Source organism: Streptomyces sp. NPDC053426 (assembly GCF_055585405.1).
In genome coordinates this window covers 24,264-41,775 of sequence record NZ_JBVJKE010000018.1, presented here as the reverse complement: position 1 = coordinate 41,775, position 17,512 = coordinate 24,264, and the positions used below count along the sequence as shown (strand labels likewise).

Genomic DNA, 17,512 nt, shown 5'->3' with positions numbered 1-17,512 from the left:
GCCATGAACGGTCTGTCCACCGTCCTGATCGTCGTCGGCCTGTTCTTCGTCGGCGGGATCATCTCCTTCGTCAAGCAGAAGATGCCCACGAGCCTCGTCGTGCTGCTCTCCATCGGCGCCGTGATGTGTCTCGGCACGGGGCTTCTGAGGCTGGAGGTGTGAACCCTTGAGCGCCACCAAGAAGGTCGTGGTCTTCGACTACGGCTTCGGCAACGTCCGTTCCGCCGAGCGCGCCCTCGCCCGCGCGGGAGCCGACGTCGAGATCACCCGCGACTTCGACGAGGCGATGAACGCCGACGGGCTGCTGGTGCCCGGCGTCGGCGCCTTCGCCGCCTGCATGAAGGGCCTCAAGGAGGCGCGCGGCGACTGGATCGTCGACCGCAGGCTCTCCGGCGGGCGCCCGGTGATGGGCATCTGCGTCGGCATGCAGATCCTCTTCGCGCGGGGCATCGAGCACGGCGTGGAGAGCGAGGGCCTCGACGAGTGGCCCGGCTCGGTCGAGCCGCTCCAGGCCGACATCGTGCCCCACATGGGCTGGAACACCGTCGACGCCCCGGCCGGCTCCGAGCTGTTCGCCGGCCTCGACGCGGACGCCCGCTTCTACTTCGTGCACTCCTACGCCGTCCACGACTGGACCCTTCAGACCACCAACCCGGCGATGCGCGCACCGCTGGTCACCTGGTCCACCCACGGCAAGCCCTTCGTGGCCGCCGTGGAGAACGGCGCCCTGTGGGCCACCCAGTTCCACCCCGAGAAGTCCGGCGACGCCGGTGCCCAGCTCCTCACCAACTGGATCGGAACCCTGTAGAGACATGGCCAAGCTCGAACTCCTCCCCGCCGTCGACGTCCGCGACGGCCAGGCCGTCCGCCTGGTGCACGGCGAGTCCGGGACGGAAACGTCGTACGGCTCCCCCCTGGAGGCCGCCCTCGCCTGGCAGCGCTCGGGTGCCGAGTGGCTGCACCTGGTCGACCTCGACGCCGCGTTCGGTACCGGCGACAACCGCGCGCTGATCGCCGAGGTCGCCGGGGCGATGGACATCAAGGTGGAGCTGTCCGGCGGCATCCGCGACGACGACACCCTCGCCGCCGCCCTCGCCACCGGCTGCACCCGCGTCAACCTCGGCACCGCCGCCCTGGAGACCCCCGAGTGGGTCGCCAGGGTCATCGCCGAGCACGGCGACAAGATCGCCGTCGGCCTCGACGTACGCGGCACCACCCTGCGCGGCCGCGGCTGGACCCGCGACGGCGGTGACCTCTACGAGACGCTGGAGCGCCTGAACAAGGAGGGCTGCGCCCGCTACGTCGTCACCGACATCGCCAAGGACGGCACCCTCCAGGGCCCCAACCTGGAGCTGCTGAAGAACGTCTGCGCCGCCACCGACCGCCCCGTGGTCGCCTCCGGGGGCGTCTCCTCCCTGGACGACCTGCGCGCCATCGCCGGCCTCGTGCCGCTCGGTGTCGAGGGCGCCATCGTCGGGAAGGCCCTGTACGCCAAGGCGTTCACCCTGGAAGAGGCCCTGGAGGCCACGTCTTGAAGAAGGACGCGACCCGATGACGTTCGATGCCGTACGGCGCGTGCAGGGCACGAATCCCTGGGAGGAGACCCTCGGCTCCGCACGTGCCGTGGCGGCGGGCGACCGCGTCCTGGTGGCGGGCACGACCGCGTTCCGGGGCGAGGTGCTGTACGGGGAGGGCGACCCGTACGAGCAGGCCAAGGTGGCCTTCACCAGCGCGCTGGAGGCGATCGGCGAGTTCGGGCTCGGCATCGAGTCCGTGATCCGCACGCGCCTCCACCTCGCCCACGCGCGGGACGTCGACGCGGCCGGACGCGCCCACAAGGAGCTGTTCGACGCGGTGCGCCCGGTCACCACCCTGCTGGTGGTCGAGGGCTTCGTCGACTCGCGCGTGCTGGTCTCAGTGGAACTCGAAGCATTCAGAGGAGCCGTGACCTCATGACCCTGGCGGTCCGAGTCATCCCCTGCCTGGACGTGGACAACGGCCGGGTCGTCAAGGGCGTCAACTTCCAGAACCTGCGCGACGCGGGCGACCCCGTCGAGATGGCCAAGGTGTACGACGCCGAGGGCGCCGACGAGCTGACGTTCCTGGACATCACCGCCTCGTCCGGCAACCGCGAGACGACGTACGACGTGGTGCGCCGCACCGCCGAGCAGGTGTTCATCCCGCTCACCGTGGGCGGCGGCGTCCGCACCACCGAGGACGTGGACAAGCTGCTCCGCGCGGGCGCCGACAAGGTGGGCGTCAACACGGCGGCCATCGCCCGGCCCGACCTCATACGCGAGATCGCGGAACGCTTCGGCCGGCAGGTGCTCGTCCTCTCGGTCGACGCCCGCCGCACCGAATCCGGCTCCTTCGAGGTCACCACGCACGGCGGCCGTCGCGGCACCGGCATCGACGCCGTCGAGTGGGCGCACCGGGCCGCCGAGCTGGGCGCCGGCGAGATCCTGCTCAACTCCATGGACGCCGACGGCACCAAGGACGGCTACGACCTGGAGATGATCGCCGCCGTCCGGGAGCACGTCACCGTCCCCGTGATCGCCTCCGGTGGCGCCGGCAAGCTCGCCGACTTCCCGCCGGCGGTCGCGGCGGGCGCGGACGCGGTGCTGGCCGCCTCCGTCTTCCACTTCGGCGACCTGCGCATCGGCCAGGTCAAGGAGACGCTACGGGGAGCCGGTCACCCGGTGCGGTGAGGCTCAGCCGGTCGGCTGGGCCAACTGGATGAGGTTGCCGACCGTGTCGTCCAGGACGGCGGCGATCACCGGACCCTGCTCCTGCGGGTCCTGGACGAAGTGGACACCCTCCCCGCGGAGCCGTTCGAACTCCGCGCGGAGGTCGTCCACGGAGAACACGATCGCGGGCAGCCCCGCCTCGCGCACCGCCCTGCGGTACGGCTCCGCTATGGGCCCCTGGCCCGGCTCCAGCAGCAGCTCCAGGTCCCGCTGGGCGCCCTCCTTGGCGCCCACGGTGACGAACAGCGTGCCGCCGCCCAGATCCATGTGGGTACGGGTCTCGAAGCCGAGGACATCGGTGTAGAAGGCGTGCGCCTTCGCCACGTCGTCGACGTACACACTGGTCATGGCCACTTTGATCACGAGCTGCGCCTTTCGTGCGGATCAGATGCCGAGCTGTTTGGTCTCGCGCAGCTTCGCGATCGCGTCCTCGTCGCCGTCCAGCTCGACCTTGGCGGCGCTCTGCCGGCCGTAGGCGAACAGCACCAGCTCGGACGGCTCCCCGGTCACCGTGACCACCGGGGTGCCGCGGTGGGCCACCACCGTCTGGCCGTCCGGACGGCGCAGCACCAGACCCGTCGGCACCCCGCGGCCCATCAACCGCGCGGAGCGCTCCAGACGCGACCACAGGGCGTCCTGGAACACCGGGTCGAGCTCACGCGGCGTCCAGTCGGGCTGGGCGCGGCGCACGTCCTCCGTGTGGACGTAGAACTCGACGATGTTCGACAGCTCGTCGACCTGCTTGAGCGAGAAGGGCGAGAAGCGCGGCGGACCCGTCCGGATGAGCTGGATCAGCTCCTCGTACGGCTTGGCGGTGAACTCCGCCGTCACCCGCTCCAGACGCGCCGCCAACTGCTTGACCAGCATGCCGCCGGCCGCGTCGGGCCGGCGCTCGCGCACCACCACGTGGGCGGCGAGGTCCCGGGCCGTCCAGCCCTCGCACAGGGTGGGGGCCTCCGGGCCCGTGGTCTCCAGCAGATCGGCCAGGAGAAGTCGTTCACGCTTGGCATGGGTCGACATGCGTGCCAGCCTACGGCCGGGCGGGAAGTCCGCCCACCCGTCACCCGGCCACCGCTCCTCGACGGGCTGCCGCGCGGCGCTGTTTCCAACCAGTGGACGGGTACGTGGACGCGACGTCTCCGCGCGGCACAATGGTCCGCATGACCAGCACGTCCCGGCCCAGCCGCCTCGACCCGGAGATCGCCGCGCGGCTCAAGCGCAGCCCCGACGGCCTCCTGCCCGCCATCGCCCAGCAGTACGACACCGGAGAGGTGCTGATGCTGGGCTGGATGGACGACGAGGCGCTGCACCGCACGCTCACCACCGGCCGCTGCACCTACTGGTCGCGCAGCCGTCAGGAGTACTGGGTCAAGGGCGACACCTCCGGCCACTTCCAGTGGGTCAAGTCGGTCGCCCTGGACTGCGACGCCGACACCGTGCTGGTCAAGGTCGACCAGGTGGGCGCCGCCTGCCACACCGGCGCCCGCACCTGCTTCGACGCCGACGTGCTGGCGGTGGCGGACGCCCCCGCCTCGGATCAGTAAGGTCTGCCGCCATGGACCTCGAGACGTTCCGCAAGCTCGCCACCGACCGCCGGGTCATCCCGGTCACCCGCAAGCTCCTGGCCGACGGCGACACCCCGGTCGCGCTCTACCGCAAGCTCGCCGCCGAGCGCCCGGGCACGTTCCTGCTGGAGTCGGCGGAGAACGGTCGCTCCTGGTCCCGCTACTCCTTCGTCGGCGTCCGCAGCGCCGCCACCCTCACCGAGCGCGCCGGACGGGCCCACTGGGAGGGGACCCCGCCCGTCGGCGTCCCCGTGGACGGCGACCCGCTCGCCGCGCTGCGCACGACCCTCCAGACCCTGCACACCCCGCGCGACCTCACCCACGACCTGGGCCTGCCGCCCTTCACCGGCGGCATGGTCGGCTACCTCGGCTACGACATCGTGCGCCGCCTGGAGAGGGTCGGCCCCGGCGAGCGGGACGACCTGAAGCTGCCCGAGCTGACCATGCTGCTCACCAGCGACCTCGCCGTCATGGACCACTGGGAGGGCGCCGTCTGGCTGATCGCCAACGCGATCAACCACAACGACCTGGAGACCGGCGTCGACGAGGCGTACGCCGACGCCGTGGCCCGGCTCGACGCCATGGAGGCCGACCTCACCCGCGCGGTGGCCCAGCCGCCCGCCGTGCTGCCGCCCTCCGAGCTGCCCGAGTACACCGCGCGGTGGGGCGGCCCCGACTTCCGGCAGGCCGTGGAGGACATCAAGGAACGCATCCGCGCGGGGGAGGCCTTCCAGGTCGTCCCCTCCCAGCGGTTCGAGACGCCGTGCACGGCGAGCGCCCTCGACGTCTACCGGGTGCTGCGGGCCACCAACCCGTCCCCGTACATGTACCTGTTCCGCTTCGACGGCTTCGACGTGGTCGGCTCGTCCCCCGAGGCGCTGGTGAAGGTCGAGGACGGGCACGCCATGGTCCACCCCATCGCCGGCACCCGGCACCGCGGCGCCACCCCGCAGGAGGACCAGGCCCTCGGCGACGAACTGCTCGCCGACCCCAAGGAGCGCGCGGAGCACCTGATGCTCGTCGACCTCGGGCGCAACGACCTCGGACGGGTCTGCGAACCCGGCTCCGTCGAGGTCGTCGACTTCATGTCCGTCGAGCGGTACTCGCACGTCATGCACATCGTCTCGACGGTCACCGGCCGGGTCGGCGCCGGCCGCACCGCGTTCGACGTGCTCACCGCCTGCTTCCCGGCCGGCACGCTCTCCGGGGCGCCCAAGCCCCGCGCGCTGCAGATCATCGACGAACTCGAACCGTCCCGGCGCGGACTGTACGGCGGCTGCGTCGGCTACCTCGACTTCGCGGGCGACTCCGACACCGCGATCGCGATCCGTACCGCCCTGCTGCGGGACGGCACCGCGTACGTGCAGGCCGGAGCGGGGATCGTGGCCGACTCCGACCCGGCCGCGGAGGACACCGAGTGCCGCAACAAGGCGGCGGCGGTGCTGCGCGCGGTGCACACCGCGAACCGGCTGGGAACGGCCTGAGGGGCGTCCGAGGTGAACCCCGGGTGTCGGTTCGCCCGGGGTTCAGGCGATAGTGGAGGGCGTGACTGCTGTACCTACCCCCCGTTCCGAGGCCGCCGGCTCCGCCCGCAGTGGCCGCCTCAGCCTCGCCGTCGCCCTGCTGAGCGGCGCCCTGGGCGCGGCCGTGGCCCTGCTCGCCACCCGGCAGCAGTGGTCGGAGGGCACCGCCACGGTGGCCGGCGGCGCGTTCCCGCTGACCGCGAAGGGCAGCGACGTGACGGGCGTGCCCGCCGCACTGGCCGTCGTGGGGCTGGCGGCGCTGGTCGCGGTGTTCGCCGTGCGCCGGGCCGGCCGCTTCGCCGTCGCGGCGCTGCTGGCGCTGTCGGGGGCGGGCACGGTGGCGGCGGCGCTGTTCGGGGCGTCGGACAGCGGGGCGCTCGACGAGAAGGCGGCCCAGGCGTCGGGCGACACGTCCGCGACCGTGGAGGCGCTGAGCCACACGGCGTGGCCGTACGTGGCCGCCGTGGGCGGTGTCCTGCTGCTGCTGGCCGGCCTGCTCGCCCTGCGCTACGGCCGCCTCTGGCCGGCCATGTCCGGCCGCTACGAACGGGGCGGCGCCCCGCGCCCACGCCGCAAGCCGGTGTCCGTCGACCCCGACCGCCCCGAGGACCTCTGGAAGGCCCTGGACAGGGGCGAGGACCCGACGGGCGCGTAGCCGCGACCGGTCTCCGGCACGTACCCCCGCTCACCCTCGGCGCGCGCGTGCGGGACAATGAGGGCGAGCGTCTGCTCAGACACGTACACAGCAACGAGGAGCAAGCAATGGCGGGCAGCAGCCACGGTCACACCCCGGCCGCCTGGACCGGTGTCATCATCGCCTTCATCGGTTTCTGCGTCGCGGGCGCGTTCATGGTGATGGACCAGCCCGCGGGCTTCTGGGCCGGCATGGCCATCGTGATCCTCGGCGGAGTCGTCGGCATGATCATGCGCTCGATGGGCATGGGCCAGCCGAAGAGCAACCACGCCGTACCGGCCCGCGCCGAGGGCTGAGCACGGCGGAGCGACTCCGCACGGGGGGCGGGCCCGGCACGACGCCGGAACCGCCCCTGAGCCGTGTCCGGGGCACAATGCACAGCGTGAACGCCCCCACCTCCCAAGAGCCCCCCGGCAGAGCGGCCCGACTGGCCGTCTCCGTGGGGCTGCTCGCCGCCGTCGCCGGGGCCTTCGCCTACGTCGGGGCCGTGGACCCCAACGAGCCCGGCCACTACCCCGCCTGCCCGCTGCTGCGCCTCACCGGCCTGTACTGCCCCGGCTGCGGCGGACTGCGCAGCGCGCACGCCGTCGTCCACGGCGACCTCCCGGCCGCCCTCCAGGCCAACGCGCCCGCCGTCCTCGGCTACGCCGTCTGCGCCGTGCTGTGGACCGTCTGGGTGGTCCGCGCGGCGCGCGGCGGACCGCCGCTGCGGATCGATCCGCCGCCGCTGCTCCTGTGGTCCCTGGGAGCACTGCTCCTGGTGTTCACGGTTGTCCGGAACCTGCCGTTCGGTGGCTGGCTGCATCCTTGATCGACAAGTGAAAGTCCAGGTGGAGAGACCGGCGTCAACCTGGATGCGAGGCATCCGCCCCGCTGCGGATACCATCGCAGTGACCACTGAAAGACCGACCGTCAGGAAGGGGGCCGCTCGCGTGAGTGTGCTCGACGAGATCATCGACGGAGTCCGTGCCGACCTCGCGGAGCGGCAGGCGCGCGTCAGCCTCGACGAGCTCAAGGAGCGTGCGGCGAAGGCTCCCGCGGCCAAGGACGGCGCGGCCGCCCTGCGCGGTGACGGCGTCAAGGTGATCTGCGAGGTCAAGCGCTCCAGCCCGTCCAAGGGCGCGCTGGCCGCGATCGCCGACCCGGCGGGACTCGCCGCCGACTACGAGGCGGGCGGCGCCGCCGTCATCTCCGTCCTCACCGAACAGCGCCGCTTCGGCGGCTCGCTGGCCGACCTGGAGGCCGTCCGCGCGCGCGTGGACGTCCCCGTCCTGCGCAAGGACTTCATCGTCACGTCGTACCAGCTCTGGGAGGCCCGCGCGTACGGCGCCGACCTCGCCCTGCTGATCGTCGCGGCCCTCGACCAGCCGGCCCTGGAGTCGCTGATCGAGCGTGCCGTGTCCATCGGCCTCACCCCGCTCGTCGAGGTGCACGACGAGGACGAGGTCGAGCGCGCGGTCGACGCGGGCGCCAAGGTCATCGGCGTCAACGCGCGCAACCTGAAGACGCTGAAGGTCGACCGCGGCACGTTCGAGCGGGTCGCCCCGGAGATCCCCGCGCACATCGTCAAGGTCGCCGAGTCCGGCGTCCGCGGCCCGCACGACCTCATCGCCTACGCCAACGCCGGCGCCGACGCCGTCCTGGTGGGCGAGTCCCTGGTCACCGGCAAGGACCCCAAGACGGCCGTCTCCGACCTGGTGGCGGCGGGCGAACACCCCGCATTGCGCCACGGCCGCGGTTGATCCACCGGTAGGCTTGGCCGCGATGACCCTCCCGCTGACCCTGACGCCCAGGGACCCGTATGCGCGCCTCGCGCGCGGCTGTCGCCCCCGCGGCTGCCGCGCGCCCGCCCGCAGGGTGCACGGCCGCCGGGTGCGGTATGTGATCGGTGACGAGCCGGGGCAGGTCAACGGCATGCGATGGCAGCAGCCGACCTAGGGGCGCGGGGAACTGCGCGATCGGCCACGTACGACCCGCAGTCGACGAAGCATCCCCGCCCCCACGGCGAACAGTGTTCTTCCATGCACTCACCGTGAGGTTTCCGTATGCCCAGCAACTTCTTCATCCCCGACCCGGAGGGTCAGACCCCCAACCCCGAAGGCTACTTCGGGGCCTTCGGCGGCAAGTTCATCCCCGAGGCCCTCGTCGCCGCGGTCGACGAGGTCGCCGTCGAGTACGACAAGGCCAAGCACGACCCCGAGTTCGCCCGGGAACTCGACGACCTCCTGGTCAACTACACCGGCCGCCCGAGCGCGCTCACCGAGGTCCCCCGTTTCGCCGAACACGCGGGCGGAGCAAGGATCTTCCTCAAGCGCGAGGACCTGAACCACACCGGCTCACACAAGATCAACAACGTGCTCGGTCAGGCCCTGCTCACCAAGCGCATGGGCAAGACCCGCGTCATCGCCGAGACCGGCGCGGGCCAGCACGGCGTGGCCACCGCCACCGCCTGCGCCCTCTTCGGCCTCGACTGCACGATCTACATGGGTGAGATCGACACGCGGCGCCAGGCCCTCAACGTGGCCCGGATGCGCATGCTCGGCGCCGAGGTCATCGCCGTGAAGTCCGGCAGCCGCACCCTGAAGGACGCCATCAACGAGGCGTTCCGCGACTGGGTCGCCAACGTCGACCGCACCCACTACCTCTTCGGCACGGTCGCCGGCCCGCACCCCTTCCCGGCGATGGTGCGCGACTTCCACCGCGTCATCGGCGTCGAGGCCCGCCGCCAGCTCCTGGAGCGCGCCGGACGCCTGCCCGACGCCGCGATCGCCTGCGTCGGCGGCGGCTCCAACGCCATCGGCCTCTTCCACGCCTTCATCCCGGACACCGGCGTACGCCTCATCGGCTGCGAGCCCGCCGGACACGGCATCGAGACCGGCGAGCACGCGGCCACCCTGAGCGCGGGCGAGCCCGGCATCCTGCACGGCTCCCGGTCGTACGTCCTCCAGGACGACGAGGGCCAGATCACCGAGCCGTACTCGATCTCGGCCGGCCTGGACTACCCGGGCATCGGGCCCGAGCACTCCTACCTCAAGGACAGCGGCCGCGGCGAGTACCGCGCGGTGACCGACGACGCCGCCATGCAGGCCCTGCGCCTGCTGTCGCGCACCGAGGGCATCATCCCGGCCATCGAGAGCGCCCACGCCCTCGCCGGCGCCCTGGAGGTCGGCGAGGAGCTGGGCCCGGACGCGCTGATCGTCGTCAACCTGTCCGGGCGCGGCGACAAGGACATGGACACCGCCGCCCGCTACTTCGGGCTGTACGACACCGACGCCGAGGTCGCCGCCGACGAGGCGGGCACCGCCGAGATCGAGGGGGACGCCAAGTGAGCGGGAACGTGCGACTGCTGAACGACACCCTCGCCGCGGCGAAGGCCGAGGGCCGCTCCGCCCTCATCGCCTACCTCCCGGCCGGGTTCCCGACCGTGGACGGCGGCATCGAGGCCGTCAAGGCCGCCCTGGACGGCGGCGCCGACGTCGTGGAGGTGGGCCTGCCGCACAGCGACCCGGTCCTCGACGGCCCGGTCATCCAGACCGCCGACGACATCGCCCTGCGCGGCGGCGTGAAGATCGCCGACGTGATGCGCACGGTCCGCGAGGCCCACGCCGCCACCGGCAAGCCGATCCTCGTCATGACCTACTGGAACCCCATCGACCGCTACGGCGTCGAGCGGTTCACCGCCGAGCTGGCCGAGGCGGGCGGCGCCGGGTGCATCCTGCCCGACCTGCCGGTCCAGGAGTCGGCGCTGTGGCGGGAGCACGCGGAGAAGCACGGGCTCGCCACGGTCTTCGTGGTCGCGCCCAGCAGCAAGGACGAGCGGCTCGCCGAGATCACCGCGGTCGGCAGCGGCTTCGTCTACGCCGCCTCCCTGATGGGCGTCACCGGCACCCGTGAGTCGGTCGGCGCGCAGGCCGAGGACCTGGTGCGGCGCACCCGCGCCACCACCGACACCCCGGTCTGCGTCGGACTCGGCGTCTCCAACCCCGCCCAGGCCGCCGAGGTCGCCCGCTTCGCCGACGGCGTGATCGTCGGCTCGGCCTTCGTCAAGCGGATGCTGGACGCCCCCGACGCCGCCGCCGGCGTCGAGGCCGTCCGCGCGCTCGCCGGTGATCTGGCCAGGGGCGTACGTCGGCAGGTGTGACCGGCCGGGGTGTCCGCAGGCAGTCATACGGATCCCTCGTACGGGTGGTCCTGGGACCGGGGAGGCGCTGTGCGCCTCCCCGGTTCGTTCTGCGGGTGTGAGCGAGAAGAACCGTGAGGGAAAGCGCACCGCCCGGGAGCGGCTGGCGGACGAGCGCGAGAAGCAGAAGAAGGCGGAGAAGCGACGCCGTGGCCTGATCGTGGGCGCGAGCGTGCTCTGTGTCCTGGGGCTCGCGGCGGTGATCGGTGTCATCGCCGCCAATTCGGGCGGGGACGACGAGAGCGAGGCGTCCGGCCCCGTCGTGGCGCCCTCCGGGGCCCTGGGCAAGGACGGCCTCGCCATCCCGGTCGGCAAGGAGAGCGCCAAGGCCACCCTCACCGTGTGGGAGGACTTCCGCTGCCCGGCCTGCAAGGTCTTCGAGCAGAACTACAGCCCCACCATCCACGAGCTGACCGAATCCGGTCAGCTCAAGGTGGAGTACCACCTGGTCACACTGATCGACAACGGCCTGGGCGGCACCGGCTCCCGCAACGCGGCCAACGCCGCCGCCTGCGCCCAGGACGCCGGGAAGTTCGCCGCGTACCACGACGTGCTGTTCGAGAACCAGCCGCCGGAGAGCGACGACGCCTTCGCCGACGACGGCAAGCTGATCGAGCTGGCCGGCAAGGTCGACGGACTCGACACCCCCGCCTTCCGCGCCTGCGTCGAGGACGGCACGCACAACAGCTGGGTCGCCAAGTCCCACGAGGCGTTCCAGAAGGGCGGCTTCAGCGGCACGCCGACGGTGTTGTACGAGGGCGAGAACATCAACCAGGACCGCTCGATGACCCCCGAGAAGTTCAAGCGGATGGTCGAGGAGGCCAACAAGGGACAGTAGGGACGGTGACGCCCCGGACCGACGATCCGACGGTCCTGTTATGGAGCCGTAGCCGGGCTGCTTGCCGTGCGGCCGGTCCGGCACGGTAGCGTCGACCCTGCCATGGAACTTGCCTACATTCCCAGCCCGTCGAGCGGGGTGCTGTACCTCGGCCCCGTTCCGCTGCGCGGCTACGCGTTCTGCATCATCATCGGCGTCTTCGTTGCCGTCTGGCTCGGCAACAAGCGCTGGATCGCCCGGGGCGGGCGGGCCGGCACGGTGGCCGACATCGCTGTCTGGGCCGTGCCCTTCGGCCTGATCGGCGGCCGGCTCTACCACGTGATCACGGACTACCAGCTGTACTTCAGCGAGGGCCGTGACTGGGTGGACGCCTTCAAGATCTGGGAGGGCGGCCTCGGCATCTGGGGCGCGATCGCCTTCGGCGCGCTGGGCGCGTGGATCGGCTGCCGGCGCCGTGGCATCCCGCTGCCCGCCTACGCCGACGCCATCGCGCCGGGCATCGCCTTCGCCCAGGCGATCGGACGCTGGGGCAACTGGTTCAACCAGGAGCTGTACGGGCGGCCCACGGATCTGCCGTGGGCGGTGGAGATCACGTCCTCCTCCGACGGCCGGGTCGCGGGGACGTACCACCCGACGTTCCTGTACGAGTCGCTGTGGTGCGTCGGGGTGGCGCTGCTGGTGATCTGGGCCGACCGGCGGTTCAAGCTCGGGCACGGGCGGGCGTTCGCGCTGTACGTCGCGGCGTACTGCGCGGGGCGGTTCTGGACCGAGTACCTGCGGGTCGACGAGGCGCATCACGTTCTCGGGCTGCGGCTGAACAACTGGACGGCGGTCCTGGTGTTCCTGCTGGCGGTGCTGTACATCGTGCTGTCGGTGCGGAAGCGGCCGGGGCGGGAGGAAGTGGTGGAGCCGGGGGCCTCCGGCGGTGAGGCTGCCTCCGAGGGTGAGGCTGATGGGGCCGAGGCCGTGGAGAAGGGCGAGGAGGACGCTCCTTCCGCGAAGGAGGAGGCCTCCGAGGCCGAGGCTGATGAGGCCGAGGCCGAGGACTCCAAGGATGGGGCCGGGTCGGCGAAGAAGAGCTGACGGTTCGCTGTACGACACCGAGGGCGTCCGGGGTTTTCCGGGCGCCCTCGGTGTGTGGGGCGGGGGGTGTTGCGCAGCCCGGCGTTTACGGGGTGCCGTCGCGCCCACCCGTGCCGCCCCAGCGGCACGATTGCCCGCGGAAACGGTGGGGTGGCGGCGGGGTTGCCCGCGGATCACGGGGGGTGGGTCAGGGTCTGGTGGTCAGGGACAGGGTTCTTTGGGCTGCTTTTACCACTGCCGTGTCGATGAAGGTGCCGTTGGGGAGGGCTTGGGCGCTCTGGTCGGAGGCCGCCGCCTTGAGGATGGTTTCCGCCTGTTCGATCTCCTCCTCCGTGGGGAGGTAGGCGCGCTCGATGACCGGCAGCTGGCGGGGGTGGATCGCGGCGCGGCCCAGGAAGCCCAGGGTGCGGCCGTGGGCGCAGGAGGCGGCCAGGTCGTTCAGGTCGCGGATGTCGGGGTGGACGGACTGGGCGGGCGGGGCGAGGCCCGCCGCACGCGCGGCGACGACCACCCGGGAGCGGGACCAGTCGAGGCCCGCGTCGTCGCGCACGCCCAGGTCGGCCCGTAGGTCCGCCTCCCCGATGGCGATACCGCGCAGGGACGGGTGGGCGGTGGCCACGGCATGGGCGCGTTCGATGCCGAGGGCCGTCTCCAGGAGGGCGTACAGGGGCAGTGCGCCACCGTGGGCGGACACGGTGCGCCGGGCGACGCGTACGACGTCTGCCGGGGACGACACCTTGGGCAGGCGCAGGCCGGACAGGCCGGGGGCGTGCGCGACGGCCGCGAGGTCGGCGCGGGCCCAGGGGCCGGACAGGGCGTTGACACGGACGTGGACCGGGACCGGCTGGGGGTCGCACAGCAGCTCGGCGGTGGCGGAGCGGGCGTAGGCCTTGCGGTCGGGGGCGACCGCGTCCTCCAGGTCGACCACCACCACGTCGGCGCCGGAGGTGAGCGCCTTCGCCACCACCGGAGGCCGGTCGCCGGGGACGTACAGCCAGGTCAGCGGGAAGCCCGTCACAGGACGCCCTCCGCGCGGAGCTCCGCGAGGTCGTCGGGTGTGAGGCCCAGCTCGGTCAGGACCTCCTCGGTGTCCGCGCCGTGCGGGCGGCCCGCCCAGCGGATCGCGCCCGGGGTGCCGGAGAGCCGGAAGAGGACGTTCTGCATGCGCAGCGGGCCCAGCTCGGGGTCGTCGACCGTGGTGATCGTGTTCAGCGCCTGGTACTGAGGGTCCGCCATGACGTCCCGTACGTCCTGGACGGGGGCGACCGCCGCCTCCGCCTTCTCGAAGGCCGCCAGCACGTCGGTGCGGGTGTGCCGGGCGATCCAGCCGCCGACCGCCTCGTCCAGGACGTCCGCGTGCCGGGCCCGGTCCTCGCCGGTGGCGAACCAGGGTTCGTCGATCAGGTCGGGACGGCCCACCAGCACCATCACGCGCTCGGCGATCGACTGCGCCGAGGTGGAGACGGCGACCCAGGTGCCGTCGGCGGTGAGGTAGGTGCCGCGCGGGGCGTTGTTCTGGGAGCGGTTGCCGGTGCGGGGCTGGACGTGGCCGAGCTGGTCGTACCAGGTGGGCTGGGGGCCGAGCGCGGTGAGGATCGGCTCGATCAGCGCCATGTCGACGACCTGGCCCTCTCCCGTGCGGTCCCGGCCGGCGAGCGCGGTCATGACGGCGTACGCCGTGGTCAGGCCGGCGATGGAGTCCGCCAGGCCGAACGGGGGGAGGGTGGGCGGAGCGTCCGGCTCCCCGGTGATCGCGGCGAAGCCGCTCATCGCCTCGGCGAGGGTGCCGAAGCCCGGTCGGTGGGCGTACGGGCCGAACTGGCCGAAGCCGGTGACCCGGACCAGGATCAGCCGGGGGTTGACGGCGGACAGCTCGGGCCAGCCCAGGTCCCACTTCTCCAGGGTGCCGGGGCGGAAGTTCTCGATGATCACGTCGGCGGTCCCGGCGAGGCGCAGGAGGGTGGCCTGTCCGCCGGGCCTGGACAGGTCGAGGGTGATGGTGCGCTTGTTGCGGCCGAGCATCTTCCACCACAGGCCGATGCCGTCCTTCGACGGGCCGTGGCCGCGGGAGGGGTCCGGTTTCCTCGGGTGCTCGACCTTGACGACCTCCGCGCCGAAGTCGCCGAGCAGGGTCGCGGCGAGGGGGCCGGCGAAGAGGGTGGCGAGGTCCAGGACGCGCAGGCCGGTCAGCGGGGGGCCGGTGGGGGTGGGGACGGGGGCGGTCGTGGGGTCGTCGTACGGCGTCATGGGCGGGTGGCCTCCAGGTGGGTCAGACGGGCCAGGGTGTCGAAGCCGGTGCCGTGGAAGTCGCCGACGGAGGTGGCCAGGCGGTTCTTCAGCGGGGCCGTCCAGCGTTCGGGGAGGGCGCGGGGCGAACCGGCGAGCAGGCCGGCGACGCTGCCGGCCGTCGCGCCGTTGGAGTCGGTGTCCCAGCCGCCGGACACCGCGCGGCAGACGGAGCCGGTGAAGTCGCCGTCGGCGTGGGTGAGGGCGGCGGCGATCAGGGCGGTGTTGGGGACGGCGTGCACCCAGTGGTGGGTGGCGGCGTAGGTGGCGTGCAGGACGTCGACGACGGTGTCGAAGTCGGTGTGCTCGTGCGCCAGCCGAACGGCCTGGCGCACGGCTCGGGCGATGCGGGAGCGGGGCGGGACGACGGTGAGGCCGGTGCGCAGACAGGCGTGGACGTCGTGGTCGCCGGTGGCGGCGGTGGCGATGACGGCCGCCGTGAACATCGCCGCGTAGACGCCGTTGGCGGTGTGGGTGAGGGTGGCGTCGCGGTGGGCCTGCTCGGCGGCGGCGGCCGGGTCGCCGGGGTTGGTCCAGCCGTGCACGTCCGCGCGGATCAGGGCGCCGATCCACTCGCGGAAGGGGTTGTGGTGGCGGGCGGTCAGTGGGGGTTCCAGGCCGCCGAGGAGGTTGCGGTAGGCGACGCGTTCGGCGGTGAAGGTGCGGCCGGCGGGGAGTTCGTCCAGCCAGACGCGGGCTACGTCGGTGGGGGTGAAGGCGCGGGTGTGGCGCTGGAGGACGAGGAGGTTCAGGAGGGGGTAGTTGAGGTCGTCGTCCTCGGGCATGCCGTCGATGTTCTCGGCGAGGGAGGTCGTCGCGGAGCGGCGGTTCCAGGGGTACTGGGTGAGCAGGGGCTCTGGGACGCCGTGGGCGGTGAAGTAGGTGGTGAGGGGCCAGTTGCCGGTTGCCTGGGCCAGTTGGCGGATGCCGGTGAGGGGGAGTTTCTCCACCGGTTTGCCGAGGAGGCAGCCGGCTGCTCTGCCGAGCCAGGCGGCTTCCAGGGCGGCGGTGTGTGCCGGGCGGGGGGTGTTCGCGCGGCCCGGCGCTCGCGGGGTGCCGTCGCGCCCATCCGTGCCGCCCCTGGGGGTGCCTCCCGGGCCTTTGAGGCACGGGGGGAGGCACGACTGCCCGCGGATCGCGGGCCAGTCGGTGCACAGGGACTTGATTCTGGTCAGGTCGGTCGGTTCGTCGTCCGCCAATGCGCTGGGCAGGTCGGCGAGTTCGTCCAGGAGGTCGGTGGCCAGGAGGCGGAGGTAGGGGGAGGCCGGTTTCGGGGACGCGCCCGCGCGGGGCGGGGCTTCGGGTCCGCCTGCCGCTTGCCAGCGGGCGGCGACGGCCGAGGGTTCTCGGCCGTCCTGGGCCGCCTGGCGCAGTTCGTGGCCGATCAGGTCCTCCGGTTGGACCCAGGTCAGTCGGAGCATCCGGCGCCCCCCAGGTCCGCGAACGCCCGCTCGTGGGCGCGGCGGCGCTGTACGTCGCGTACGAAGACCTCGCGCGTCACGGCGGTGAGGGTGGCCGCCGGTTCCCACAGGTCGAGGCGGCTGGCCTCCGCCACCGTCTTGGCCCAGTCCTCGGGGACCGGTGAGCCGAGCGCGCCGGCCACCGCGCCGGCCATCGTGGCGATGGAGTCGCAGTCGCGGCCGTAGTTCACCGCGCCGAGGACCGCGTGGTGGAAGTCGCCGCCGGCCACCACCAGCATGCCCAGCGCCACCGGGAGTTCCTCGATGGCGTGCAGCCGGGACGGGCGGCGGGCGCCCAGGGAGGGGGAGCGGTAGTCGGGGCCGACCGTGTCGTACGGCGTCACCGCCTCCCGCAGCGGCCCCAGCGCCGATTCGAAGTCCGTGTGCCGCGAGGCGACTTCGCAGACCTTCTCGATCGCCTCCCGGGTGCCGTCCTTCGCCGACGCCAGACACGCGGCGACCACCGAGTCCGCCGTCGCGCCCGGCGCGCACGCCGCCGCCACGGCCGCCGCGAAGACACCGGCCGCCTCCCTGCCGTACGACGACTGGTGCGCGCCCGCGACATCCAGCGCCTCGGCGTAGGCGGCGGCCGGGTGGGCGGCGTTGACCAGGCCGACCGGGGCCATGTACATCGCGGCGCCGCAGTTGACGATGTTGCCGGCGCCGGCCTCGCGCGGGTCGACGTGCCCGTAGTGCAGGCGGGCCACGAGCCACTTCTCGGCGAGGAAGATCCGCTGCAGCGGGAGCGCCTCCGCCTCCAGTTCCGGGATCCAGCGCGGGTTCGTCATCAGGTCCGGGATCAGGTGGTCGGCGACGGCGTAGGCGTCCAGGTGGTCGCGGACCGTCGCGTACACCCGGATCAGTGCGTGCGTCATCAGGGTGTCGTCGGTGACGTGGCCGTCGCCCTTGTGGTACGGCGCGATGGGGCGGGCGGTGCGCCACGCGTCGCCGTTCCACGGGCCGACGACGCCGTGCACGCGCCCGCCGTGGCGCTCGACGATCTGCTCGGGGGAGTACCCCTCGACCGGCCCGCCGAGGGCGTCGCCGACGGCCGCTCCGACGAGGGAGCCGGTGATCCGCTCGTCCAGGGGCAGACCCTGGTCACTCTTTTCCGCCTTTTCACGCGTCATGCCCGA

General features: G+C 72.6%; 22 protein-coding genes. 16 read left to right on the top strand and 6 right to left on the bottom strand.

Annotation, left to right across the window (positions count from 1 at the left end; translation table 11 throughout):
* The first annotated feature begins 3 nt into the window (after positions 1-3).
* From ACZ62B_RS30800 to hisF, 5 genes are read left to right on the top strand one after another with little or no spacing between them, the layout of a single operon-like run.
* A complete protein-coding gene (locus tag ACZ62B_RS30800) occupies positions 4-162 on the top strand; it encodes a hypothetical protein (RefSeq protein ID WP_179166989.1) in 159 nt (52 codons plus the stop codon).
* Positions 163-166: 4 nt separating this feature from the next.
* Entirely contained in the window at positions 167-808 is a 642-nt protein-coding gene (gene hisH, locus ACZ62B_RS30795; RefSeq protein ID WP_344555892.1) for an imidazole glycerol phosphate synthase subunit HisH, read from the top strand.
* Between the two features lie 4 nt (positions 809-812).
* A complete protein-coding gene (priA, locus tag ACZ62B_RS30790) occupies positions 813-1,535 on the top strand; it encodes a bifunctional 1-(5-phosphoribosyl)-5-((5-phosphoribosylamino)methylideneamino)imidazole-4-carboxamide isomerase/phosphoribosylanthranilate isomerase PriA (RefSeq protein WP_344555890.1) in 723 nt (240 codons plus the stop codon).
* A 16-nt stretch (positions 1,536-1,551) separates the two neighbouring features.
* Positions 1,552-1,956 (top strand): Rid family hydrolase, encoded by a 405-nt coding sequence (locus tag ACZ62B_RS30785; RefSeq protein ID WP_344555888.1) that lies wholly within the window; start codon positions 1,552-1,554, stop codon positions 1,954-1,956.
* Positions 1,953-2,708 (top strand): imidazole glycerol phosphate synthase subunit HisF, encoded by a 756-nt coding sequence (gene hisF / locus ACZ62B_RS30780; protein ID WP_469692884.1) that lies wholly within the window; start codon positions 1,953-1,955, stop codon positions 2,706-2,708. The genes ACZ62B_RS30785 and hisF overlap by 4 nt, the downstream gene beginning before the upstream one ends.
* 3 nt (positions 2,709-2,711) lie before the next feature.
* Here hisF and ACZ62B_RS30775 read toward each other — a convergent pair whose 3' ends face one another.
* Together ACZ62B_RS30775 and ACZ62B_RS30770 are read right to left on the bottom strand one after the other, a co-directional pair.
* Positions 2,712-3,110 (bottom strand): VOC family protein, encoded by a 399-nt coding sequence (locus tag ACZ62B_RS30775; RefSeq protein ID WP_073936536.1) that lies wholly within the window; start codon positions 3,108-3,110, stop codon positions 2,712-2,714.
* A 21-nt stretch (positions 3,111-3,131) separates the two neighbouring features.
* Positions 3,132-3,767, bottom strand: coding sequence for a TIGR03085 family metal-binding protein (locus ACZ62B_RS30770; RefSeq protein ID WP_344555887.1), 636 nt, complete (start codon positions 3,765-3,767; stop codon positions 3,132-3,134).
* A 140-nt stretch (positions 3,768-3,907) separates the two neighbouring features.
* Here ACZ62B_RS30770 and hisI point away from each other — a divergent pair, with 140 nt between their 5' ends.
* From hisI to lgt, 11 genes are all read left to right on the top strand, one after another.
* On the top strand, positions 3,908-4,291 hold the full coding sequence (hisI, locus tag ACZ62B_RS30765) for a phosphoribosyl-AMP cyclohydrolase (RefSeq protein ID WP_344555885.1): 384 nt from the start codon (positions 3,908-3,910) through the stop codon (positions 4,289-4,291).
* Positions 4,292-4,302: 11 nt separating this feature from the next.
* Positions 4,303-5,796, top strand: coding sequence for an anthranilate synthase component I (locus tag ACZ62B_RS30760; protein WP_344555883.1), 1,494 nt, complete (start codon positions 4,303-4,305; stop codon positions 5,794-5,796).
* Positions 5,797-5,848: 52 nt separating this feature from the next.
* Positions 5,849-6,490, top strand: coding sequence for a TIGR02234 family membrane protein (locus tag ACZ62B_RS30755; RefSeq protein WP_468722972.1), 642 nt, complete (start codon positions 5,849-5,851; stop codon positions 6,488-6,490).
* A 107-nt stretch (positions 6,491-6,597) separates the two neighbouring features.
* Positions 6,598-6,825, top strand: a complete 228-nt coding sequence (locus ACZ62B_RS30750; RefSeq protein ID WP_344555879.1) for an HGxxPAAW family protein — start codon at positions 6,598-6,600, stop codon at positions 6,823-6,825.
* A 77-nt stretch (positions 6,826-6,902) separates the two neighbouring features.
* The gene (locus ACZ62B_RS30745) at positions 6,903-7,340 is read left to right on the top strand and encodes a DUF2752 domain-containing protein (RefSeq protein ID WP_469692881.1); all 438 of its coding nucleotides are present in this window, start codon (positions 6,903-6,905) and stop codon (positions 7,338-7,340) included.
* Between the two features lie 121 nt (positions 7,341-7,461).
* Complete coding sequence (gene trpC, locus ACZ62B_RS30740; protein ID WP_344555874.1) at positions 7,462-8,271, top strand: indole-3-glycerol phosphate synthase TrpC; 810 nt, start codon at positions 7,462-7,464, stop codon at positions 8,269-8,271.
* 22 nt (positions 8,272-8,293) lie between these two features.
* Complete coding sequence (gene trpM / locus ACZ62B_RS30735; protein WP_344555872.1) at positions 8,294-8,467, top strand: tryptophan biosynthesis modulator TrpM; 174 nt, start codon at positions 8,294-8,296, stop codon at positions 8,465-8,467.
* Between the two features lie 107 nt (positions 8,468-8,574).
* Positions 8,575-9,858, top strand: a complete 1,284-nt coding sequence (gene trpB, locus ACZ62B_RS30730; protein WP_344555871.1) for a tryptophan synthase subunit beta — start codon at positions 8,575-8,577, stop codon at positions 9,856-9,858.
* On the top strand, positions 9,855-10,670 hold the full coding sequence (gene trpA / locus ACZ62B_RS30725) for a tryptophan synthase subunit alpha (RefSeq protein WP_344555869.1): 816 nt from the start codon (positions 9,855-9,857) through the stop codon (positions 10,668-10,670). The genes trpB and trpA overlap by 4 nt, the downstream gene beginning before the upstream one ends.
* A gap of 97 nt (positions 10,671-10,767) precedes the next feature.
* Positions 10,768-11,547, top strand: a complete 780-nt coding sequence (locus ACZ62B_RS30720; RefSeq protein ID WP_344555867.1) for a DsbA family protein — start codon at positions 10,768-10,770, stop codon at positions 11,545-11,547.
* A gap of 102 nt (positions 11,548-11,649) precedes the next feature.
* A complete protein-coding gene (gene lgt / locus ACZ62B_RS30715; protein ID WP_468722978.1) occupies positions 11,650-12,630 on the top strand; it encodes a prolipoprotein diacylglyceryl transferase in 981 nt (326 codons plus the stop codon).
* Between the two features lie 187 nt (positions 12,631-12,817).
* Here the strand turns inward: lgt and ACZ62B_RS30710 are convergent, their stop codons facing one another.
* From ACZ62B_RS30710 to ACZ62B_RS30695, 4 genes are read right to left on the bottom strand one after another with little or no spacing between them, the layout of a single operon-like run.
* Complete coding sequence (locus ACZ62B_RS30710; protein ID WP_469692878.1) at positions 12,818-13,648, bottom strand: HpcH/HpaI aldolase/citrate lyase family protein; 831 nt, start codon at positions 13,646-13,648, stop codon at positions 12,818-12,820.
* Positions 13,645-14,877, bottom strand: coding sequence for a CaiB/BaiF CoA transferase family protein (locus ACZ62B_RS30705; protein WP_344555860.1), 1,233 nt, complete (start codon positions 14,875-14,877; stop codon positions 13,645-13,647). The genes ACZ62B_RS30710 and ACZ62B_RS30705 overlap by 4 nt, the downstream gene beginning before the upstream one ends.
* A complete protein-coding gene (locus ACZ62B_RS30700) occupies positions 14,874-16,337 on the bottom strand; it encodes an ADP-ribosylglycohydrolase family protein (protein ID WP_469692876.1) in 1,464 nt (487 codons plus the stop codon). Before ACZ62B_RS30700 ends, ACZ62B_RS30705 begins: the two co-directional genes overlap by 4 nt.
* A complete protein-coding gene (locus ACZ62B_RS30695) occupies positions 16,325-17,506 on the bottom strand; it encodes an ADP-ribosylglycohydrolase family protein (RefSeq protein ID WP_469692874.1) in 1,182 nt (393 codons plus the stop codon). The genes ACZ62B_RS30700 and ACZ62B_RS30695 overlap by 13 nt, the downstream gene beginning before the upstream one ends.
* Positions 17,507-17,512 lie beyond the last annotated feature (6 nt).